Annotated in this window: 1 protein-coding gene; it reads right to left on the minus strand. The window is 33.5% G+C overall.

The annotated features are described in order from the left end of the window. On the minus strand, positions 1-226 hold a 226-nt coding region (locus SB658_RS22690), incomplete at its 3' end, for a sugar phosphate nucleotidyltransferase (protein WP_410602485.1). Positions 227-331 lie beyond the last annotated feature (105 nt).

Raw genomic sequence — 331 nt, forward strand, 5'->3', positions numbered from 1 at the left:
GCTCTAATTCAAATGCATTATCAAAATGATCTTCAATCGCACGTTTTCCTTTTCCTGTAACGATAATAATATCTTCAATACCAGCAGCTACCGCTTCTTCAACGATATATTGGATTGTTGGTTTATCAACAATTGGTAACATTTCTTTAGGTTGTGCCTTTGTTGCTGGTAAAAAGCGTGTTCCAAGACCAGCAGCTGGAATAATGGCTTTTCTTACTTTCTTCATTCTGATTACCTCTTTCTTTTTTGATTATATGTGTACTCATCAAATATTTTTTAATTTGCCCTGTTCATCCTTATTTATTGGATGCATTTCATTCTTTATACAAGG

This window comes from Bacillus sp. SIMBA_008 (assembly GCF_046535495.1).
GTDB classification, from domain to species: Bacteria; Bacillota; Bacilli; order Bacillales; family Bacillaceae; genus Bacillus; species Bacillus subtilis.